Origin of the sequence: Actinomadura sp. 6N118 (genome assembly GCF_044326415.1) — a bacterium.
GTDB lineage: Bacteria > Actinomycetota > Actinomycetes > Streptosporangiales > Streptosporangiaceae > Spirillospora.
The window spans coordinates 97,330-114,414 of the sequence record NZ_JBIRAZ010000008.1 but is presented as its reverse complement, the minus strand read 5'-3'; the positions used below and the strand labels follow the sequence as shown (position 1 = coordinate 114,414).

Sequence of the window (17,085 nt, the reverse complement as noted above, 5' to 3'; positions counted from 1 at the left end):
AGCAACGCGTCCTGGAGGAGATCATGAAGTCCGCTCCCTGGCCCGCGAGCAGCCCGTTCGCTAAAGAACATGAACGCCGTGGCGAAGAGAAGGGTGAGCGACGAGCCTTGTTGACCGTTCTAAATGCCCGTGGCCTTGAGGTGAGCGCTGTGGAGCGCGAGCGCATCACCTCGTGTTGCGACATCGACCAGCTTCAGGAGTGGGTGAGGCGGGCGGCCACGATGGAGGCTACCGCTGAGCTTTTCAGTTGACTGGGCGTGGTTCCTGGAGGCGCTGGCGGATCTGCTTGGCGAGGAAACCTGAGCGGCCGGTCATATCTGCTGGCCAGGACTCGATGACCTGTGCGAGGAGTTCGCGGTGGTCGTCGATGCGGTCGGCGTGCGACAGCTCCCAGGCGGCGTTCAGCTGGACGGAGAAGTCGTCGTTGTGCAGAGCTTCGACGATGGCTGCGTTCGCCTCGGGCCCGGGGGTCTCGCCGAGCACGCGGAGGGCCGTCCCGGAGTGATGTTGATCAGACGCCAGGCGGCTGACGACGTCGATGAGTTCGGTATCCGGGTGGCTGCGCAGGATTCCGTCGGCGACCCAGAGAGCCTTGTGGCGAACGTCTTCCGATGGCGTTCCGGCTAGCAGGTCTGTGATCAGTTCGGCGTCTGAGGCTTCGCCGTGGGCGGTGCCGATGAGATCGAGAGCGCTCAGGTGAGCGGAGACCAAGGTGGACTGCCGGAGCAGGTCGCGGGCACGGGTCAGGGCCTCGGGCAGGTACTCGTCGACATCGTCGAGGACCTTCCGAAGGCCTTCGTAGCTTTCCAGGTGGTCGAGAGCGACGCCGACGGCCATGGGGTGGTCGCCGGCGAGAAGGGCACGGAACGCGCGGCGGTAGGTCTCCTCCCCGGACGGGAACATCAACTCCTGGTGGGCGAGGCGAAGTTCAGGGTCGTCCAGCTCTTGCCCGCGCCAATGAGTGCTGTGGAAGCCGGTGAGCTGGTCACGGAGCACCATCGCCTGATAGCCCGCCTCCTCCGGCCACGTCGCCACCAGGCGTTCGAGCAGCTCGCGGTGGACGGGCAGGCGGTCATGGATGCCGAGGCCCACCGCACCCGCGACCTGCATTTCGAGTGCGGGGGACTCGGTCGCCCGGATCAGCAGGCGGATCGCTTCAGGGCAGTCCGCCTCGGCCACGCTGGAGAGCGCCCTGGTCCGGTCCTCCATGTCGATGGCCTCGTCGAACGCCAGCGCGGCGAGGACCGCCAGCAGGCGCGGGCTCGGCACGTCACTCCTGGCGAGCGCCGTGCCGGCCGCTGCGCACGCGGGGTCGTGCACGTTGCCGTTCGTGGTCTCCAGGGCGTCCGCGATCAGGTCGGCGTCCGCCGGCTCGGCGATGTTCATCATCGCGTTGAGGGCGCTCGCGTGGTTGGAGCCGTCCGGCATGGGCGGCTGCCGGAGGAGGTCGCGCGCTACGGCGAGCACCTCTGTTTCATACTGTTCGACCACGCTCTCGCCGCCGAAGCGGGTCAGCGCGCCGGAGTACTGAAAGTGGTCGAGCGCGATACCTGCGGCGGCCGTGTCGCCGCTGTGCAGCATGGTCCTGAACGCGCGCAGGTACGCGCCCTCCTCCGTCGGCTCCATCAGCTCGTCGAGCGCCTGATTCAACTCCTCGTCCAGGTCGCTGTTGTTCCAGAAGAAACTGTGGAAACCGGCTACCACTTTTCGCCTTTCACTCGTACTCGGTGCCGCCCTTGCGGGTGAGGTACGCGGGCGATACGAACTTGCCGATCGCCCGGCCGCCGGTGATGGGGCTGTAGCGATCGGTTGCCGTTCGAACGACCAGGCCTTCGCGCAGGTGCGCGTCCTTGCCCGAGATGGTTTCGCGGCCGTTGGCCAGGGCCATCAGTGCGTCGGCGTTGTACGGGCCGGCGTCGAGGACGGGGGCGGATGGGAGGCCAACGGTGGTGAGGATCTCGGTGAGATCGGCGGGGTCCAGCCAGCGGATGCCGGCGTCGGTGGAGACCGCGACGTCGAACACCGCGTAGCCGGGGCGCTCGCCTTTGCCGTTCGCTCCGTACGCCAGTTGGCGGTCAGACTTGTTCTAGCTCGTCGAAAGACACGTTGAGTTTGATGCCCTCGGGAAGCTCGGTGACCAGGGATCCGCGATGGACCGCAGCCAGCTGGTAGTTGCGGCCGCTCCAGTCCAGGCGATGCTCTTCGACCGAACCGATCCGGTCTCCGTCCATGACCACGATCAGGTAGACGGGGATGCCCTGGGCTGCGTATTCGGCACGCTTGTCGTTGAAGTCCACCTCCTCGTCCGAGGACGTGATCTCGACGGCTGTGATCACGTCATCCGACCAGAGCCGGGCTCCCCGATCCAGGCACCGCAGGACACTGACGTCCGGGCGGCGGAAGGTGAAGCGTTTCCCAGTTCGGACGACGTGTGGATTGCGATGCCGATAGCGCATGTCGGTGTCCTGAAGCACCGTGAGACACGGTTCGGCAGGCCGGACGGCGAGCAAGGCCATGGTCAGGTTGCGGGAAACCAGTTGATGCTCTGGCGTCGGAGACTCGCAGAACACCACCCTGCCGTCCACGACCTCGATGCTCTTGCAGACCTCATCGGGCAGCGCCTCGTACTCCTCCTCCGTGATCAGCAGGCTGGACGGATCCGTGGCCCAAACGGGGAGCGGCATTGCGATGCTCCTTTGCGAACGTGGTCATCCAGCTCAGCAGCCTATCGAGAAGTCTCCCGGTGGCCGCTCCATGCTGTGGGCTTGGGCAATGTGATTTCTTGGACGGGTGGACATGCGGGAGGCTGCGGAACGGTTTGCGAGGGTTTGGGAGGCGGCGTGGGCTCGGTCTGATGTGGACGCGATCGCCGAGTTGTACGCGGAGGATTGTGTTCATCGGTCGATGCCGTTCCGACCGCTGCATGTGGGGCGGGTTGCGTTGGTTGAGTATCTGCGGGCGAGCTTCGCTGAGGAGCCTGCGTCGGACGTGCGGTTCGGGACGCCGATCGTCGATGGCGACCGGGCGGTGGTGGAGTTCCGGGTGCTCGCTGACGGGCCGATCACTCTGGCGGGGTGTGCGTTCGTGCGGTTTGCGCCGGACGGGCTTGTCGCCGAGGTGCGTGATTACTGGCACGTGACTGAGGGGCATCAGGAGCCTGCGGGCAGGCTTTTCCTTAGCTGACGTCTGGCGGCGCCCCATCGGATTGGGGCGCCGCCAGGATGTTTCAGATGAAGGTGGTTAGGACAGTGTCGGCAGTGGTCAGGGGGTCGGTGGGTGTGCTGCCGTCGGGGATCGTTCCGTAGATGAATTGCACCGAGACGTCTTTGATGCCGCAGTAGTTGGAGATCCCGACCTGGAGTTGGCGGGCCAAGAGGTCGTTCAGGCCGTGTTCGGCGTACGACTCCTGGGACTCGCCGGCTAGGCCAAGCCACAGCATGCGCTTCTCGGCTAGGCGCGCCTTGCTGCGGCCGTACGCGAAGCCGTAGTTCCAGACCCTGTCGATCCAGCCCTTGAGGATGGCCGGGAGGCCGTACCACCAGACTGGGAAGACCACCACGATGAAGTCGGCCGCGTCGATTCGCTTCATGTGGTTGCGGACTTCGGCGGAGTAGGGCTTGTCGCGGTTGGTCCAGTCGGGTTCGTCCTCCAGGGTCATTCGCGGGTCGAAGCCTTCGGCGTGGAGGTCGAGGACGTCGACCGTGTAGTTGTTCTTGGTTAGGTGATCACGGGTTTGCTCGGCGACCTGGGCGGTGAGGGAGTCGCGGCGGGGGTGGGCGACGACCAGCAGTGCCTTGTTCATCAGAGGCGCACCAGCATCTTTCCGGTGTTGGCGCCGCGCAGCACGCCGAGGAAGGCGGCCGGGGCGTTCTCCAGGCCTTCGACCACTGTCTCCTCGGTGTGCAGGGTGCCGTCGGCGAGCCAGCCCGCGGCCTTGCCGATGTACTCGGGGAAACGGTCGAGGTGGTCGGTGACCAGGACGCCGCGCAGGGTGAGGCGCTTTGTGACGGCGCTGTAGAGGTTGCGGGGACCTGGGACCGGCGCGTTGTACTCGCTGATCATGCCGACCAGTGCGACGCGGCCGTGGACGTTGAGTGTTTCGATGGCGGCCTCCAGGTGGTCGCCCCCGACGTTGTCCACATAGACGTCGATGCCCTCGGGAGCATGTTCGGCCAGCTGGGCAGGGAGATCGCCGGTCCGGTAGTCGATCGCGGCGTCGAAGCCGAAGTCCTCGACCAGCTTTTTGGCTTTCTCCGGGCCGCCCGCCGAGCCGATCACCTTGGCCGCGCCGAGCTTGCGGGCGAGCTGGCCGGCGACGCTGCCCACCGCGCCCGCCGCGCCGGAGACGAAGACCACGTCGCCTTCCTTAACCGGAGCAATGTCGGTGACGGCCAGGTAGGCGGTCAAGCCCGTTGTCCCGAGCGCCCCAAGGTAGTCCTCCGGGCGGGCGAGGCCGGTGTCGATCACGACGGCGTCTGAGACGTTCAGGACGACGTGCTCGCGCCAGCCCAGGAAGTGCGTCACCTTCGCGCCGACCGGGATGCCCGGGTCACCGGAGGCGATCACCTCACCGACGGCGCTGCCTTCCAGCGGCGCGCCGATCTGGAACGGCGGCATGTACGACTCGGCGTCGTCCATGCGGCCCCTCATGTAGGGGTCCACGGACATCCAGGTGTTGCGGACCAGAATCTGGCCCTTGCCCGGCTGTGGGACTTCGACCTCGGTGAGCTCGAAGTTGTCCGGCACCGGCTCGCCGGTGGGGCGGGACGCAAGGCGGATCTCACGGGAAATCATCATCAGTGCCTTTCGCAGGGTGTTTCGTTCGATGTCCTCACTCTGTCGGTGTGCGCTTCGGGTCCCCTGTAGGTCCGCTGTAGGTCGACCCGCAGCGGCGGTTAACCTGCGTTCATGCGATTCGGGGTGCTCGGTCCGCTCGCCGCCTGGACCGACGACGGGCGGCCCGTTCGCCTCCCCGAACTGAAGGTCCGCGCGCTGCTCGCCGACCTCCTGGCGTACGAGGGGCGGCCGGCGTCGGTCGACCGGTTGATCGATGACCTGTGGAGTACGGGCGACCGGCTGCCGCGCAATCCGATCAACACGCTCCAGACGCGGGTGTCGCAGTTGCGGCGTGCCCTGGAGGCCGCCGAGCCAGGGGCACGGGAACTAGTGGTCTCGCGGGCCCCCGGCTATCTGCTGGCAGTGGATCCACAGGCTGTGGATATGGCGCGCTTTCGCGCGCTCGTCGAGCAGGCGGGGGCGACGGATGATCTCCGTGCCAGGGCGGAACTCCTGGCTGGGGCCTTGGCGTTGTGGCGGGGCCCGGCATACGCGGACTTCGCCGACGAGGAGTTCGTGCGCCCCGCAGCGACACGTCTGGAGGAAGAACGGCTCGCCGTCCTGGAGGAGCACGCGGACGCTCGGCTGGAGCTGGGCGAGCACATCCTGCTGCTCGGCGAGCTGGGCGACCTGGTGGCCCGGCATCCACTCCGCGAACGTCTGCGCGCCGTGCATCTGCGCGCTCTCTACCAGGCAGGACGGCAGAACGAAGCGCTCGCGAGCTACGCCGACCTGCGCGAACGGCTGGCCGACGAGCTAGGCCTGGATCCAAGCCCCGAGCTCGCCATCCTCCACGACGCGATCCTCCGCCAGGACCCTGCCCTCGACTCGTTTCGTTTTGCGTCCGGCGGCGGTTCTGGGTCCGGGGGCGGTTTGGCGCCAGATGGTGGCTCTTCTGGTTCAGGTGGCTTGCCTGGCCCCGGTGGCACATCTGGTTCAGTCGGCAGTTCTGGAGCTGGTGGCGCTTCGCGCTTGGGTGGCGCGATTGGGTCGGGGGGTGCTTCTGGCTCGGAAGGGGCTGTGCGGGGCAACTTGCCTGCCTCGTTGACCGATCTCGTCGGGCGGGAGGATGCGGTACGGCAGGTGCGCGGGCTGCTGGACGAGGCGCGGCTGGTCACGCTCACCGGGCCCGGCGGCGTCGGCAAGACCCGGCTTGCCTTGGAGACGGCGCGGGCGGCCTCCGGTGCGTTCCCCGATGGGGTTTGGCTCGTCGAGCTGGCGGGGCTCGAACCTGCGTCCAGCGCCACACCGGCCGATGTCGTCGCGACGGCGCTTGGGATCCGTGATGACGAGGCTGGGGATTTGGGCGGTCAGCTGGAGAGTGCTCTGCGCGGGCGCAGGTTGTTGCTGGTGCTGGACAACTGCGAGCACGTGATTGAGCCTGTTGCGGATTTGGCTGAATCGCTCCTTAAGGCGGCGCCTGAGCTGCGCATTCTGGCTACGAGCCAGGAGCCGCTCGGGGTGGACGGGGAGACGCTGTGGAATGTGCCGCCGCTCGCGGAGTCCAGCGCCGTACGGCTCTTCGTGGCCAGGGCGACGGCGGCCGCGTCCGGATTCGAGCTGACGCCGGAGAACGCAGAGGTCGTGACAGCGATCTGCCGGCGGCTTGACGGGATCCCGCTGGCCTTGGAGCTGGCGGCCACCCGCGTGCGTGCGCTGGGTGTCGAGGAGCTGGCCAGTCGTTTGGACGACCGTTTCCGCGTACTGACGTCCGGGCGGCGTGGTGCCCCACCGCGCCAGCAGACGTTGCGCGCCATGATCGACTGGAGCTGGGAGCTGCTGACCGGGCCGGACCAGGTTGTCCTGCGGCGGCTGGCGGTTCATGCGGGCAGTTTCACGCTGGCGTCGGCTGAGCACGTGACCGGCGAGGACGTCCTCGATGTGCTGTCGCGGCTGGTGGACCGATCGCTCGTCCTCGTGGCCGACGGCCCGCGTTACCGACTGCTCGAATCGGTCAAGGCGTACTGCGTCGAGCGGCTGCGGGAGGCGGGGGAGTACGAGGAGATCCGGCGCAGGCATCTCGCGTTCTACACCGGGCTGGCTGAGCGTGCTGAGTTGCGTGGTCCCCGCCAGCGGGAGTGGCTCGAACGGCTCGACCGGGAGACCGCCGAGCTGCGCGCCGCGTTCGAGGGCGCGACGACTGCGGAGAGCGCGTTGCGGCTGGTCAACGCGCTGGCCTGGTATTGGTATCTGCGCGGCAGGTGGACCGAGGCGCAGCGGTCACTGGAGTGGGCGGTCGGGCTTGACGGCGGGCCGGAGGCGGGGCGCGCACAGGCCCGGGTGTGGCAGGCGGGTCTTGCGTTGCTGGGCAGCGACGGTGCCGAACGGGGCGGCGCGGAATACGAGCTGATCGACGATCCGGTGCTGCGTGCTCGGGCCCGATGGTTCATGGGGTTCGCGCAGCGCGGTTTCAACGATCTCGACCGTACGAGTGAGCTGGTCGGCGTGGCGCTTGAGGAGTTCCGGGAGCTGGGGGACCGCTGGGGAGTCGCGGCGGCCTTGGGTGTGCGGGCCACCGTTGGGAGGGCACGTGGGGATCTTGTGCAGGCACGCCTGGACGCTGCGGAAAGCGAGGCGGGTTTCCGTGAGGTCGGTGATAGGTGGGGGCAGCTGAAGGCGACCAATACGCTCGGCGAGCTGGCCGAGATCTCGGGCGACTACGACCGGGCGGCGCGGCTGCACCGTGAGGGTCTGCGCATGGCCGAGGAGCTCGAACTCTGGACCGACGCCTCGTTCCGCCTCTCGGGACTTGGCCGGATCGCCCTGCTCACCGGCGACTTCGCGGCGGCCGACGAGTTCCACGGACGGGCGATGCGGCTGGCCGCCGGGCAGTCCAACAAGGTGGCCGAACACTTCGCCGAGGTCGGCCTTGCGCTGAGCGCACGGCGGCAGGGCAAGTTCGACCAGGCCGAGGCTCATCTCGGTAAGTGGGTCGAGTGGATCCGCGGTGTGGACGGCGAACCCGGTTTGGCCCTTGTGTTGGCCGAGCTCGGCTTCGCGGCTGAGCAACGCGGTGACGCCGAGGCCGCCCTTGCCTTCCATCTGGACGGGCTCGCGTCCGCCCGCAAGATCGGCGATCCGCGTGCGGTTGCGCTTGCTTTCGAAGGCATTGCTGGGGTGCGTTTGCTTGCCGGGGAGCCGGGGCAGGCGGCCCGGTTGCTGGGGGCGGCCACCGCTCTCCGCGAGTCGGTCGGTGCTCCCCTGCCCAAGGCCGAACGAGGAGATGTGGACCGCATCTCCGCTGCGGTACGCGAGGCCCTATGTGATGAGGCCTATACGGCAGGGTTCGAACGCGGTGTCAGTGACGGTCCTGGGCTATAGCGAAAGCAGCTTGCCGGGACCGAACCGTTCGACGGCCTCCCGCAGAGCTGCGGACTCGCCCTCCGGCAGCTCGATGACATAGCGCTTTCCGCGCAGTCTTGGCGCGGGCGGTGGAGCGTTGACCACAAAGCAGTCCAGCAAGGTCGGACGGTCCGAATCCTTGATGGCGTCGACCGGGAACAGTTCAGCACGGGGCGCGTCCCCTTCCTCGATGAGGACTGCCGCGATCTGCGCCCACTCCAGCCCGCCTTCGATCCGCCCGCCGAAGACCGGCCACATTCCGCGGGGATCGACGGCCAGGTACGGCGTGCCGAACCGGGCCCGGATCTGGCGCCAGACGACGAAGCCGAGAATCGCCATCCAGGGGATCCAGATCCCCCAGGCCTCGACCCGTTCACCCATCGACACCGGCCCCTTGTCGCCGGCCTCGTTCACCAGACCGGGCACAGCCGTGCCGTACAGCGCGTACAGCGGCGGGTAGACCGTCAGCGCGATCGCCACGAGGACCACGAGGACGATGAGGGGGCTCGCGACGATCAGTTGCGTCCGGCCCAGCCGTGCCCATGCCTGGCGGCTGAGCTCCCGGCGCCGGGCGCGGCGGATGGGCTCGATCTTCACCCTGGCCGCCTCGGGACCAGGCTTGCGCGGCTTCACTCGGGTGTCGCTTTTCGGCACGCCGCACACCATAGGGCGGGACGGCCCAGGTCGGAAGGTCTTCCGCGACTGTTCGCCCTGCCCCGGCCCGGGGGCGTGCGCCCGGCAGTCCGACCGGGTCGCCGGCCCTCCGGGCCAGTGGCAGGCTCTTCCGAATTACAGGCTCGATTGTGCCCGTCCGTTCGGCAAGAGAAATCGTTCAGCCGCGCAAAGAGGTCGTCAGAGCTCCTTCAGGAATCCGCCGTCCACGGCGAGCTCCGCACCGGTCGTGCTGGCCGAACGAGGCGAGACCAGCAGGGCGACCGCGTCGGCGACCTCCTGCGGCTCCACCAGGCGGCCCGTGACGAGGTTCATCATCTCGGGCGCGACCGTGTCCATCACGGCGTCGCGGTCGGCGCCGGTGGCACCCGCCAGGATGTCGGCCGCGCCGCCCTCCTCGGTCCACCACGCCGTGCGCACCGGGCCAGGGGAGACCGTATTGACCCGGATGCCCTGAGGGCCGAACTCCTCGGACAGTCCCTTGGTGAGGGTGTTCAGGCCGGCCTTGGCGGCGGTGTAGTCGTAGTTCATCGGGCCGGGGTGCCGGGCGAGGGTCGAGGAGATGTTCACGATGGAGCCTCCGCCGCGCTCCAGCATCACCGGGATGGCGGCCCGGACCGCGCGTACGACGGAGAAGAGGTTGAACTCGAACATCTGCCGCCAGTCGTCGTCGTTCGGCGTCAGGAAACCGAAACGTGGCAGGGACACCCCGGGCGGAGGGCCGCCCGCGTTGTTGACCAGGATGTCCAGCCCGCCGAACTCCTCCACCGCCCGTTCGACCAGCAGGCCCGGCGCGTCCGCGTCCATGAGGTCGACCGCGACGTGGACGAGGTTGGGCCCGGCCAGCGCGTCGAGCTCGGGGCTGCTCTTGCGGGAGGCGGCGACGACGCGGGCGCCTTCCTCCAGCAGGGTGCGGGTGATAGCCAGACCCATCCCCTTGGACGCACCGGTGACGATTGCTATACGGCCGGAAAGCTGCAGGTCCATATTCCCACCTTGAGAGGTACGGTCCCGTCCTGGTGGACGGAGAGAGCTCTTAATGAGCTTTCAATTAGCCGAACCCCACCGGACCCGTGGTGGTTGCAGTTTCAATCAGAAAGTTTTCCGGGAGCGGTGAATGGCCCGCAGCAGTGTGCGCCACTCTTCGTCGGCGAGGGTGAGAACCGGCCCGCCGGGGCCGTTCTTCGAATCCCGGAACATCACCCGACCGTGGAGCCGGGCGACTTCCACACAGTTACCGCCGTTCGGGCCGCTGTAGCTGCTCTTACGCCAGACTGCGCCGGTCAGGTCCATTAATTCCTCACCGTTTGTCACTCGCGCCATGAACAAATGTACGACGTACGTTACATGCCCTCTGGGCGAGAGACATGCCGGGGACCGGGCGATCGGACCGGAGTTTTTCCGGGCGCGGCGGGCCCCGGCTACAAGCGGCTTCGGTGGCGGAGCATCACCAGGCCCGCGATGGCGGCGAGCACGAGCACGCCCGTCGTGACGTTCACCGCGATCTTGAGTGCGCCGTCCTCGATGAGGCTGAAGACGACGTTGGCGGCGAGGCCGGCGACGAGCACGATCCAGAGCAGGGCTTTCACGGGATTCCTCCGCGGGTCGGGAAGCTGTCGGGAACGTGATCCACTCTGCTGGACGGGGATCGCCGGAACGAGCGAGCAGGCTCCCGAAACCGGGGTGTAGCCAGATACACCCTCGCGATCCGGTCGGTGGTGAACAATGTGCACCGCCCGGATGATCACTCTCCTCCAGAGGAGCACGATGCGCACACTCGTCACCACCTCACTTGCCTGTGCGACCGCCATCGGCACCGTCCTCGGCGTGCCTCCCGCCGCCGCGGCGGCGCCGACGGAGATCACGGTGTACGTGAACCCGTCCGGCACCGCGACGGCCTCGGCCGAGGCCGACACCGCGACGGCCTCGGCCGCGGGCGCCGGTCTCGCCGCGGACCGCGCCGTCCGGACGCTCTCCGACGCGGTGCGGGTGGTGAAGGCGAGAGGCGCGGGGGTGTCCAAGGCGACGATGGTGCTCGCCCCGGGCGTCTACTCCGGCTCGATCGACCCGGGCGCGGACCTGCCCGCCACCAGCCTCGCGGTGAAGTGCAGGAACGCGACCCTGGACGGCAAGGGTGCCGCGGGCTACGCGATCACCCTGCGGACCTCCAGGTCCAGCGTCGAGGGCTGCAGGATCAAGAACTACACGGTGGGTGGCGTGCTCGCCAGCGGCAGCGGGGCGCTCAGCGGCATCGTGGTCAGGAAGACCACGTTCAGCGACCTCGGCACCAAGCGGAAGAAGAACCGCGGCAAGAACGGTTTCGGCGCGGTCCATCTCAAGAACGTCCGGTCGGCGAAGATCACCGGCAACACGTTCCTGCGGCTGGAGAACTCGCAGCGCTACAAGAAGCGGGTGAACGGCAAGCTGGAGGTCATCGACAAGTACGGCAACATGCACGGGGTCTACTTCGCCGTTCGCAGCTCCGGCAGCAAGAGGGCGTACAACGTCGTCAAGGGCAACACGTTCGACACGATCTCGGGCGACCCGATCCGCATGAGCGACGGCAGCAGCTACGTCTACGCCTCGGCCAACAAGTTCCGGAACGCGGGCTCCAACGGGATGGTCACGTACTGGTGGTTCTCCCGTGACCGCCGATGCGCCAAGCACAACTACGCCTACAAGAACAGCGGCCGTTCGGGCTACAAGCGCCCTGGGGGCTCATCCAAGACGATCCCGCACGTCAAGTCGGCTTCGGGCTGCAGCGGTTCGGTGAAGGACGGCGCTGCCCCTCGCTGAGATCTGAGCCGTCGCTGCCTGAGACGTCGCCATCTGAGACGTCGCTGCCTGAGTACGCATGCCTAGGTCATGGGGGAGATAGCCCTACCTCGAGTTGGGGAGCTGAACGGATAGTGACGGCTGTGCCCGTTCCGTAGTTTCGATGCAGGACGATCTTCGGAGGAACGGGCGATGAACCGACACGATGTGCAAGCCGTCAGGACCGCGGCGGGCGGCCAGGGCAGGCTGCGCCGGCGCCTGACCGTGGCCGCGCTCCTGATCGGGCTCGGCGCGGCGTCGTCGGTCGTACCGCACCCGGCGAACACGTTCGAGAAGTTCACCGGCTCCGGCAGCGGACAGCACATGACGCCGTAGAAGGACAGCACATGACGCGGTAGAAGGACGGCACATGACGCCCTAGAAGAACGCGCCGGGGGAAGGTGCACGGGGGGCGAGCGGGCCCTGGTTCATGGGAACCAGGGCCCGCTCGTCGTCTCAGCGGCCCCGGTTGAGCTGCCGGGTGGGCAGCTGCCGGGCGTTCCGGCGCCCCGCTCCGCCGCGCGCGAAGGCCGCGGCGGACTTGGGGTCGACGTTGCGCTGCTGGTGCTTCTTCTTGTTTTTCTTCTTGCCGTTGTCGCTCAGGTTCTTGGCGGCGAGGATATTGGCGAGGTCCTGGTTTTGGGCACGCATAAGATAAACCTCCGAGCACGCTTGTGAACGGTCGCCGAATAGCGGTCATGGCGGACCGGTAAATGGACGAGGAGCGCTCGCCGGAGCGTTCAGGACAAGGTCACGTCCGGTGCGGACGCGGGAACGCGTCTGCTGCGGACGAAGAGAACCAGGGCTGACATGCCGGGAGCGATGCGATGGGAGCGGGCCGCGCGAAGCGGCGACTGTGCTCAACCGTGAGGATCAGGACTCCATGCGGGAGACTTTATATACGAGTCCCCCGCCCGTCAACCCCTTTCTCCGGAGAATTCGTGTGCATGCGAAAGGCCGCCGCCTTGTGCATGCGAAAGGCCGCCGCCCACAGCACTGGGCGGCGGCCTCTGCCGGCCGATGACTCGGCGTATACATACACGGCCGACCACTCGGTGTATACACGGTCGGCCACTCGGCGTATTCACTTGGCCAGGGACAGGCCCTTCGCCGGGCTGACAGTGAGGGTGTCGGCGGCCTCGTCGAGATCCACGACCACCCGGTCACCATCGCGGACCTCGCCCGCCAGCAGCTCCCGGGCGAGCTCGTCGCCGATCGCGGTCTGCACGAGCCGGCGCAGCGGGCGCGCCCCGTACAGCGGGTCGAAGCCGGTCAGCGCCAGCCACTCGCGGGCCGCGTCGGTGACCTCCAGTTCGAGCTGCCGGTCGGCCAGGCGCGCGGCCAGGCGATCGACCTGCAGGTCCACGATCCGGGTCAGCTCGTCGGTCGTCAGCGCGTCGAAGAGGATCACGTCGTCGAGCCGGTTGAGGAACTCCGGCTTGAACGAGCTGCGCACCGCGTTCATGACCGCGTCGCGCTTGGCCCCGTTCTCCAGCGTCGGGTCCACGAGGAACTGGGAGCCGATGTTGGACGTCAGGATCAGGATCGTGTTGCGGAAGTCGACCGTGCGGCCCTGCCCGTCGGTGAGCCGGCCGTCGTCCAGCACCTGGAGCAGGATGTCGAAGACCTCGGGATGCGCCTTCTCCACCTCGTCCAGCAGCACGGCCGAGTAGGGCCGGCGCCGGACGGCCTCGGTGAGCTGGCCGCCCTCCTCGTAGCCGACATAGCCGGGAGGGGCACCGACGAGGCGGGCCACCGAGTGCTTCTCGGAGTACTCGCTCATGTCGATGCGTGTGATGGCCCGTTCGTCGTCGAAGAGGAACTCCGCCAGGGCCTTGGCCAGCTCGGTCTTGCCGACGCCGGTCGGGCCGAGGAAGAGGAACGAGCCGGTGGGGCGGTCCGGGTCGGAGATGCCCGCACGGGCACGGCGCACCGAGTCCGAGACCGTCTTCACAGCGGCGCGCTGCCCGATGAGGCGCTTGCCGAGCTCGTCCTCCATGCGGAGCAGCTTGGCGGTCTCGCCCTCCAGCAGGCGGCCCGCCGGGATGCCGGTCCAAGAGGCGACCACGTCGGCGATGTCGTCGGGGCCGACCTCCTCCTTGACCATCGCGTCGGCGTTGTCGGTCTCGGCCTGCTCGGATGCCTCGGCCAGCTGCTTCTCCAGCGCCGGGATCTCACCGTACGTCAGGCGCGCGGACGTCTCCAGGTCGCCGTCGCGCTGGGCGCGCTCGGCCTCGCCGCGCAACTGGTCGATGCGCTCCTTGATCTCACCGACCCGGTTGAGCCCGGCCTTCTCGTGCTCCCACCGGGCGTTCAGCGAGTCGAGCTGCTCCTGCCGGTCGGCGAGGTCCTTGCGGAGCCGCTCCAGGCGCTGCTTGGACGCCTCGTCGGTCTCCTTGGCGAGCGTCAGCTCCTCCATCTTGAGCCGGTCGACGGCGCGCTGCAGCTCGTCGATCTCCACCGGCCGCGAGTCGATCTCCATGCGGAGCCGGGACGCCGACTCGTCCACGAGGTCGATCGCCTTGTCCGGCAGGAACCGCGCGGTGATGTAGCGGTCGGAGAGCGTCGCGGCGGCGACGAGCGCGGCGTCGGAGATCACCACCTTGTGGTGCGCCTCGTACCGGCCCTTGAGCCCGCGCAGGATCGCGATCGTGTCCTCGACCGACGGCTCGCCCACGAAGACCTGCTGGAAACGGCGCTCCAGCGCCGGGTCCTTCTCGATCCGCTCGCGGTACTCGTCGAGCGTGGTCGCACCGATCATGCGCAGCTCGCCGCGCGCCAGCATTGGCTTGAGCATGTTGCCCGCGTCCATCGCGCCCTCGGCCGCGCCCGCGCCGACGACCGTGTGGAGCTCGTCGATGAACGTGACGACCTGGCCGTTGCTCTCCTTGATCTCGGTGAGCACCGCCTTGAGGCGTTCCTCGAACTCGCCGCGGTACTTGGCGCCCGCGACCATCGAGCCCAGGTCGAGCGAGATCAGCCGCTTGTTGCGCAGCGACTCGGGCACGTCACCGGCGACGATGCGCTGGGCGAGGCCCTCGACGACGGCGGTCTTGCCGACGCCGGGCTCGCCGATGAGGACCGGGTTGTTCTTCGTGCGGCGGGAGAGCACCTGAACGACACGGCGGATCTCCGTGTCACGGCCGATGACCGGGTCGAGCTTGCCCTCGCGGGCCGCCGAGGTGAGGTCGACGCCGTACTTCTCCAGCGCCTTGTAGGTGTCTTCCGGGCTCTCGCTCGTCACCTTGGCGTTGCCGCGCACGTCCTTGAACGCGTCGAGCAGCGCCTGCGGGGTCGCACCGAACTCCTTGAGGAGCGCGGCCGTCGGGCCCCCGTCGGCGGCCAGGCCCACCAGGAGGTGCTCGGTCGAGACGTACTCGTCCTCAAGCTCCTCGGCTCGGTGCTGCGCGGTGTTGATGACGCGCTGGAGCTGGCCGGAGAGGCGCGGCTCGGGAACGGTGGAACCGGACGCCTTGGGCAGCTGGGCGAGCTGCTCCTCCACCCGGCGGCGCACCGCCTGCGGGTCGGCGCCGACTGTCTTCAGCAGCGGCACGGTGGTGCCCTCCGGGACGGTCAGCAGCGCCGCGAGCAGATGAAGGGGCTCGACCTGTGGGTTGCCCTCGCCCGCGGCCTGGCGAAGCGCCACGGTCAGCGCTTCGCGGCTCTTCAATGTCAGCTTGTTGTCCATGGTTCTTCGTTCGCCCCGTGATCTGTGATGGTCAGTCAGAGTGGCGTCGTCAGTCAGAGTGGCGTTCGTGCCAGATCACGACGCCCGTGTGGCGGATCGGCACGAGGTCGGTGCCCGGTGACTCGGCGACGTCGCCGCGCCTGCGTTGCTGCGCCAGCCGCGCCGCCACGGCGCGGGTCGACTCGAGCTCGTTGGCGAGGTCGTCGATCGCCGCGTGCGCCTTGGCGAGCTCCTCGCGGAGATGGATGTTGTCGCGCTGCAGCTCGAGGATGTGCTTGATGCCGGAGAGGTTGATGCCCTCCTCCTGGGAGAGCCGCTGGATCTCCCGCAACTGCACGATGTCGCGCATCGAGTAGCGGCGGCCGCGGCCCGCGGTGCGGCCGGGAGAGACCAGGCCGAGCCGGTCGTACGTCCGCAGCGTCTGCGGATGGAGACCGGACAGCTGCGCCGCCACCGAGATCACATAGACCGGGGTGTCGTCGCCGAACGGGTCCATGATCACTCCTCTCGGGCCTGCTGGAGCAACTCGCTGCGCAGGTCCTCGCCGTCACCGGCGGCGCGCAGCCGCTCCAGTGCCTCGCGGGTCGTGTCGTCGAGCTTCTGCGGCACCTGCACGTCGAGCGTGACGAGCAGGTCGCCCTTGGTGCCGTCGCGGCGGGGAGCGCCGCGGCCCTTCACGCGGAGCGTGCGGCCGTTGGGTGTGCCCTCCGGCAGGCGCAACGTCACCGGCTGGCCCTGGAACGTGGGCACCTTGATCTCGGCGCCCAGCGCGGCCTCGGGGAACGTCACCGGGACCGTCAGGGTCAGGTTGTCGCCGCTGCGGCCGAACGCCTTGTGCGGCAGGACCTTGATGTTCACGTAGAGGTCGCCGGCCGGGCCGCCGTTCTCGCCGGGTGCGCCCTTGCCCTTCAGCCGGATCTTCTGCCCGTCGGCGACACCCGCCGGGATACGGGCCTGGATCGTCCGGGTGCCGGTCGCGCGGCCGCTGCCGTGGCACGTGGTGCACGGGTCGTCGACGACGAGCCCGCGACCGCGGCATTCCCTGCACGGCTCCTGGAAGCCGAAGTTGCCCAGGTTGCGCGTCTCGTGCCCGGTGCCCTCACAGGAGGGGCAGACCCGTGGCACGGTCCCGGCCTTGGCGCCGGTGCCGCGGCAGGTCGGGCAGGCGGCCTCGCTGGTCAGCTTGATGGGGACGGTCACGCCGTTCATCGAGCGGCCGAACGACAACGTCACGTCGGTCTCGACGTCCGACCCGCGCCGTGCGCGCCGCGTGCCGGCCGTCCGGCTCCCGGCCCCGCCGCCGCGGTTGAACAGGCCGCCGAAGATGTCGCCTATGCGCTCGCCGGCGCCACCCGCGCCACCAGAGGTCCCGGTCTGCCCGAAGAGGTCGCCCAGGTCGAAACCGAAGCCGCCGCCCTGCTGGCCGCGGAAGCCACCGGGCATGGCCCGCATGGAGTCGTACTCCTTGCGGCGCTTCTCGTCGGAGAGGACGTCGTAGGCCTCGGAGACCTCCTTGAACTTCTCCTCGGAGTCGACGTCACCCTTGTTGGCGTCCGGGTGGTACTTGCGCGCCAGCTTGCGGTAGGACTTCTTGATCTCGTCCTGCGAGGCGGACTTCGAGACACCCAGGACCTTGTAGTAGTCCTTCTCCAGGTAGTCCTTGGTGCTCACGGCGCCCCGCTTTCTGCTAGTGCCACTGCGTCTTCGTCATCCGTCTAACTTGACCCCCGGGT

18 protein-coding genes are annotated in these 17,085 nt (G+C 68.3%); 5 read left to right on the top strand and 13 right to left on the bottom strand.

Translation table 11 applies throughout. The annotated features are described in order from the left end of the window. Window positions 1–23: 23 nt before the first annotated feature. Complete coding sequence (locus tag ACH34W_RS21975) at window positions 24–251, top strand: hypothetical protein (protein ID WP_395962829.1); 228 nt, start codon at window positions 24–26, stop codon at window positions 249–251. Here ACH34W_RS21975 and ACH34W_RS21970 read toward each other — a convergent pair. The 3 genes from ACH34W_RS21970 to ACH34W_RS21960 are packed head-to-tail and all read right to left on the bottom strand — an operon-like array spanning window position 244 to window position 2,684. Next, window positions 244–1,704 (bottom strand): hypothetical protein, encoded by a 1,461-nt coding sequence (locus tag ACH34W_RS21970; protein WP_395962828.1) that lies wholly within the window; start codon window positions 1,702–1,704, stop codon window positions 244–246. The genes ACH34W_RS21975 and ACH34W_RS21970 overlap by 8 nt on opposite strands. Window positions 1,705–1,714: 10 nt before the next feature. Next, entirely contained in the window at window positions 1,715–2,068 is a 354-nt protein-coding gene (locus ACH34W_RS21965) for an RNA ligase family protein (protein WP_395963127.1), read from the bottom strand. Window positions 2,069–2,075: 7 nt separating this feature from the next. Then, window positions 2,076–2,684 (bottom strand): Uma2 family endonuclease, encoded by a 609-nt coding sequence (locus ACH34W_RS21960; RefSeq protein ID WP_395962827.1) that lies wholly within the window; start codon window positions 2,682–2,684, stop codon window positions 2,076–2,078. 112 nt (window positions 2,685–2,796) lie between these two features. Between ACH34W_RS21960 and ACH34W_RS21955 the strand changes: the two genes are divergently transcribed. Continuing rightward, window positions 2,797–3,183, top strand: a complete 387-nt coding sequence (locus ACH34W_RS21955; RefSeq protein ID WP_395963126.1) for a nuclear transport factor 2 family protein — start codon at window positions 2,797–2,799, stop codon at window positions 3,181–3,183. Window positions 3,184–3,226: 43 nt separating this feature from the next. Here ACH34W_RS21955 and ACH34W_RS21950 read toward each other — a convergent pair whose 3' ends face one another. Together ACH34W_RS21950 and ACH34W_RS21945 are read right to left on the bottom strand one after the other, a co-directional pair. Then, complete coding sequence (locus tag ACH34W_RS21950; RefSeq protein WP_395962826.1) at window positions 3,227–3,802, bottom strand: NAD(P)H oxidoreductase; 576 nt, start codon at window positions 3,800–3,802, stop codon at window positions 3,227–3,229. Beyond that, entirely contained in the window at window positions 3,802–4,797 is a 996-nt protein-coding gene (locus ACH34W_RS21945; RefSeq protein ID WP_395962825.1) for an NADP-dependent oxidoreductase, read from the bottom strand. Before ACH34W_RS21945 ends, ACH34W_RS21950 begins: the two co-directional genes overlap by 1 nt. 111 nt (window positions 4,798–4,908) lie before the next feature. On the opposite strand from ACH34W_RS21945, the gene ACH34W_RS21940 reads away from it, so the two are divergent. Beyond that, the gene (locus ACH34W_RS21940) at window positions 4,909–8,157 is read left to right on the top strand and encodes an AfsR/SARP family transcriptional regulator (protein ID WP_395962824.1); all 3,249 of its coding nucleotides are present in this window, start codon (window positions 4,909–4,911) and stop codon (window positions 8,155–8,157) included. Here ACH34W_RS21940 and ACH34W_RS21935 read toward each other — a convergent pair. The 4 genes from ACH34W_RS21935 to ACH34W_RS21920 all read right to left on the bottom strand — a co-directional run bounded on the left by ACH34W_RS21935 (window position 8,152) and on the right by ACH34W_RS21920 (window position 10,439). Further along, window positions 8,152–8,832 carry a hypothetical protein gene (locus tag ACH34W_RS21935; RefSeq protein WP_395962823.1) on the bottom strand — a complete coding sequence of 227 codons (681 nt, stop codon included), beginning with the start codon at window positions 8,830–8,832 and terminating at the stop codon, window positions 8,152–8,154. The two genes, ACH34W_RS21940 and ACH34W_RS21935, sit on opposite strands and share 6 nt — an antisense overlap. Window positions 8,833–9,030: 198 nt before the next feature. Then, window positions 9,031–9,837: an SDR family NAD(P)-dependent oxidoreductase gene (locus ACH34W_RS21930; protein WP_395962822.1), complete on the bottom strand. Its 807-nt coding sequence runs from the start codon at window positions 9,835–9,837 to the stop codon at window positions 9,031–9,033. A gap of 105 nt (window positions 9,838–9,942) precedes the next feature. Next, on the bottom strand, window positions 9,943–10,143 hold the full coding sequence (locus ACH34W_RS21925) for a DUF397 domain-containing protein (RefSeq protein WP_395962821.1): 201 nt from the start codon (window positions 10,141–10,143) through the stop codon (window positions 9,943–9,945). A 128-nt stretch (window positions 10,144–10,271) separates the two neighbouring features. Further along, the gene (locus ACH34W_RS21920) at window positions 10,272–10,439 is read right to left on the bottom strand and encodes a hypothetical protein (protein ID WP_395962820.1); all 168 of its coding nucleotides are present in this window, start codon (window positions 10,437–10,439) and stop codon (window positions 10,272–10,274) included. 178 nt (window positions 10,440–10,617) lie between these two features. Here ACH34W_RS21920 and ACH34W_RS21915 point away from each other — a divergent pair, with 178 nt between their 5' ends. Beyond that, entirely contained in the window at window positions 10,618–11,646 is a 1,029-nt protein-coding gene (locus ACH34W_RS21915) for a right-handed parallel beta-helix repeat-containing protein (RefSeq protein WP_395962819.1), read from the top strand. A 171-nt stretch (window positions 11,647–11,817) separates the two neighbouring features. Beyond that, a complete protein-coding gene (locus ACH34W_RS21910) occupies window positions 11,818–12,000 on the top strand; it encodes a hypothetical protein (RefSeq protein ID WP_395962818.1) in 183 nt (60 codons plus the stop codon). Between the two features lie 120 nt (window positions 12,001–12,120). On the opposite strand, the gene ACH34W_RS21905 is transcribed toward ACH34W_RS21910, so the two are convergent. The 4 genes from ACH34W_RS21905 to dnaJ form a co-directional block, all read right to left on the bottom strand. Continuing rightward, on the bottom strand, window positions 12,121–12,315 hold the full coding sequence (locus ACH34W_RS21905; RefSeq protein ID WP_395962817.1) for a hypothetical protein: 195 nt from the start codon (window positions 12,313–12,315) through the stop codon (window positions 12,121–12,123). 433 nt (window positions 12,316–12,748) lie between these two features. Continuing rightward, a complete protein-coding gene (gene clpB, locus ACH34W_RS21900; protein ID WP_395962816.1) occupies window positions 12,749–15,352 on the bottom strand; it encodes an ATP-dependent chaperone ClpB in 2,604 nt (867 codons plus the stop codon). A 49-nt stretch (window positions 15,353–15,401) separates the two neighbouring features. Beyond that, on the bottom strand, window positions 15,402–15,848 hold the full coding sequence (locus ACH34W_RS21895; RefSeq protein WP_395962815.1) for a heat shock protein transcriptional repressor HspR: 447 nt from the start codon (window positions 15,846–15,848) through the stop codon (window positions 15,402–15,404). Between the two features lie 2 nt (window positions 15,849–15,850). Next, entirely contained in the window at window positions 15,851–17,023 is a 1,173-nt protein-coding gene (gene dnaJ / locus ACH34W_RS21890; protein ID WP_395962814.1) for a molecular chaperone DnaJ, read from the bottom strand. Between the last annotated feature and the right edge of the window lie 62 nt (window positions 17,024–17,085).

Excerpts from the sequence above, each read along its gene's own strand:
- ACH34W_RS21895 (WP_395962815.1), bottom strand. The coding sequence starts at position 15,848 with ATGGACCCGTTCGGCGACGACACCCCGGTCTATGTGATCTCGGTGGCG.
- ACH34W_RS21960 (WP_395962827.1), bottom strand. The coding sequence starts at position 2,684 with ATGCCGCTCCCCGTTTGGGCCACGGATCCGTCCAGCCTGCTGATCACG.
- ACH34W_RS21915 (WP_395962819.1), top strand. The coding sequence starts at position 10,618 with ATGCGCACACTCGTCACCACCTCACTTGCCTGTGCGACCGCCATCGGC.
- ACH34W_RS21925 (WP_395962821.1), bottom strand. The coding sequence starts at position 10,143 with ATGGACCTGACCGGCGCAGTCTGGCGTAAGAGCAGCTACAGCGGCCCG.
- ACH34W_RS21930 (WP_395962822.1), bottom strand. The coding sequence starts at position 9,837 with ATGGACCTGCAGCTTTCCGGCCGTATAGCAATCGTCACCGGTGCGTCC.
- ACH34W_RS21945 (WP_395962825.1), bottom strand. The coding sequence starts at position 4,797 with ATGATGATTTCCCGTGAGATCCGCCTTGCGTCCCGCCCCACCGGCGAG.
- ACH34W_RS21905 (WP_395962817.1), bottom strand. The coding sequence starts at position 12,315 with ATGCGTGCCCAAAACCAGGACCTCGCCAATATCCTCGCCGCCAAGAAC.
- clpB (WP_395962816.1), bottom strand. The coding sequence starts at position 15,352 with ATGGACAACAAGCTGACATTGAAGAGCCGCGAAGCGCTGACCGTGGCG.
- ACH34W_RS21975 (WP_395962829.1), top strand. The coding sequence starts at position 24 with ATGAAGTCCGCTCCCTGGCCCGCGAGCAGCCCGTTCGCTAAAGAACAT.
- ACH34W_RS21950 (WP_395962826.1), bottom strand. The coding sequence starts at position 3,802 with ATGAACAAGGCACTGCTGGTCGTCGCCCACCCCCGCCGCGACTCCCTC.
- ACH34W_RS21940 (WP_395962824.1), top strand. The coding sequence starts at position 4,909 with ATGCGATTCGGGGTGCTCGGTCCGCTCGCCGCCTGGACCGACGACGGG.
- ACH34W_RS21910 (WP_395962818.1), top strand. The coding sequence starts at position 11,818 with ATGAACCGACACGATGTGCAAGCCGTCAGGACCGCGGCGGGCGGCCAG.
- ACH34W_RS21955 (WP_395963126.1), top strand. The coding sequence starts at position 2,797 with ATGCGGGAGGCTGCGGAACGGTTTGCGAGGGTTTGGGAGGCGGCGTGG.